1 protein-coding gene is annotated in these 1,917 nt (G+C 49.1%); it reads left to right on the top strand.

All coding sequences use genetic code 11. The features are described from left to right. Positions 1-221 precede the first annotated feature (221 nt). Positions 222-1,766 carry a sulfatase-like hydrolase/transferase gene (locus tag DQG23_RS41585; RefSeq protein ID WP_113036950.1) on the top strand — a complete coding sequence of 515 codons (1,545 nt, stop codon included), beginning with the start codon at positions 222-224 and terminating at the stop codon, positions 1,764-1,766. Positions 1,767-1,917: the final 151 nt, after the last annotated feature.

The following is a 1,917-nucleotide window of genomic DNA, read 5'->3' as shown; positions in this document are numbered from 1 at the left end:
TATGTTACCGAATCGAGAGTCAAATTCGTTACGGGCGCGATGCCGTTGTCCGCTTACGATAGCTATGAAGGCACCTTGAAGAAGATGGGCGTCGACGAATATATAAAAATATACCAGCAGGCGTACGACCGTTATATGAAAAATTAAGTTGTATGCTTGGTTAACTCGTATTTTGTGCGCCTAAAGGACTGCTGCTAGATTCAGAGGAGAGAGGAGAAACTATGCGAGCCAAGCCTAACGTGATTTACATATATGCGGACGATCTGGGCAGAGGGATGCTGAGCTGTTACGGACAAAAACATTTCCGAACGCCGAATATAGACCGCTTAGCCGCGGAAGGAATTCGGTTTACACAAGCATACGGCTGCTCATTTTGTGCCCCGGCGCGGGCGAGTCTGTTGTGCGGCGTTCATGACGCCCATGCTGGCGGATGGACGTTTACGAAGGCAGGCATCTATAAGGAATTGGATAAAGGCACACTGTCGCTTGAACAAATTTACGAAATGATTCACAATACCGGCATTCAAGGCGGAGATGATGAAGGTTATCTTCCCAACCTGTTCAGGAAAGCCGGTTACGTTACCGGACAAGTCGGAAAGCTGGAATGGGGATTTGCGACGACGGGAGAAGAACTCGACAAGCATGGCTGGACTTATCACTTCGGGGACTACGATCATCAGAGATGCCACGGCTATTATCCGACGTTTCTGTTTGAGAACGGGAGCAAAGTGAAATTAGAAGGCAACACTTTGGTCGATTGCGGCGCAAAGCGGAGCGCGTTCGAGAAGGGCCTATTAATCGATATGACAGGTCGAGCCGTTTACTCCCAGGACATATACGATCGGAAAATGGTTGAATTTATTCGCCGGCACAAGGAGGAGCCCTTTTTTCTGTTCCATCCTTCGCAATTGCCTCATGGGCCTGTGTTTTACCCGGAAATCCATCCTTCCCTTCTAAATAATTCCGAGCTGACCGACATCGAGAAGGAATTTGGCTCCATGGTATTGCGTCTCGACCGGACAGTCGGAATCCTGCTGGACGAATTGGATCGGCTTGGCTTGGCAGAAGATACGATTGTCATTTTCAGTTCCGATAACGGGCATACCCTCCCATACTCACAGCAGGGGAGGGTATCGGAACAGGAGCTGACTGACGGTACGACGATAGATAACATACTCACGAAATTCCATTCCGATACATGCGGCGACATCTTTAACGGAAATGACGGCATGGCTGGATTAAAGTGGAGCAATTGGGAAGGCGGAGTTAGAATCCCTTATTTGGTTAGGTGGCCCGGACACGTCGAACCGGATACGGTGACAGACAGCCTGATTGCAAACTATGATTTGATGCCGACATTGGCGGAGCTGATCGAGGCCGATATGCCTGACGGTAAGGACGGTATCTCGTTCGCATCACTGATTACGGGCAAGAGAGCGAATGAAGACGAGCACGAATATATCGTGTACGCCAGTTTAAAGGGGCCGGCTCTAGTTACCCGTGACGGCTGGAAGCTGCGTACGATCATTGATCCGGAAACGTATCACCGAGGGAAGCCGATTGGAAAAAGCATCGCCGAGATGAGCGATGCAGTCGAGTTCCAGCTCTACCGCTTGAGCGAAGATTATGCCGAGACCCATAATGTCGTGCATATGTTCCCGGATAAATTGAACGAGCTGAGGCGAATGCTGGTTAAGGAATGCGATGGTAATTTGTGGAACGGAACGCCTCAGGCTCATTTTGCCGCCTTCGGTTATGAACTGTGAGCAAGCAAGATGTTTGTAGAACCGCAAATCATGTATAGTGGATGATCAAAAAAATTGATCTGAAAGGAAAGGAGAGATAAACGATGAATAATCGGCATAAACCATTTTGGCTTGGAACGGCTTCGATGTTCTTGTTCGTCGCTTCGGCCTG

The organism is Paenibacillus contaminans, assembly GCF_003285015.1.
In the GTDB taxonomy this organism is placed as follows: domain Bacteria; phylum Bacillota; class Bacilli; order Paenibacillales; family NBRC-103111; genus Paenibacillus_V; species Paenibacillus_V contaminans.
This window is presented reverse-complemented; position numbering and strand designations above follow the sequence as displayed.

What these genes read in the sequence shown, in the direction of transcription:
- DQG23_RS41585 (WP_113036950.1), top strand. Translation starts at nt 222, where the DNA reads ATGCGAGCCAAGCCTAACGTGATTTACATATATGCGGACGATCTGGGC.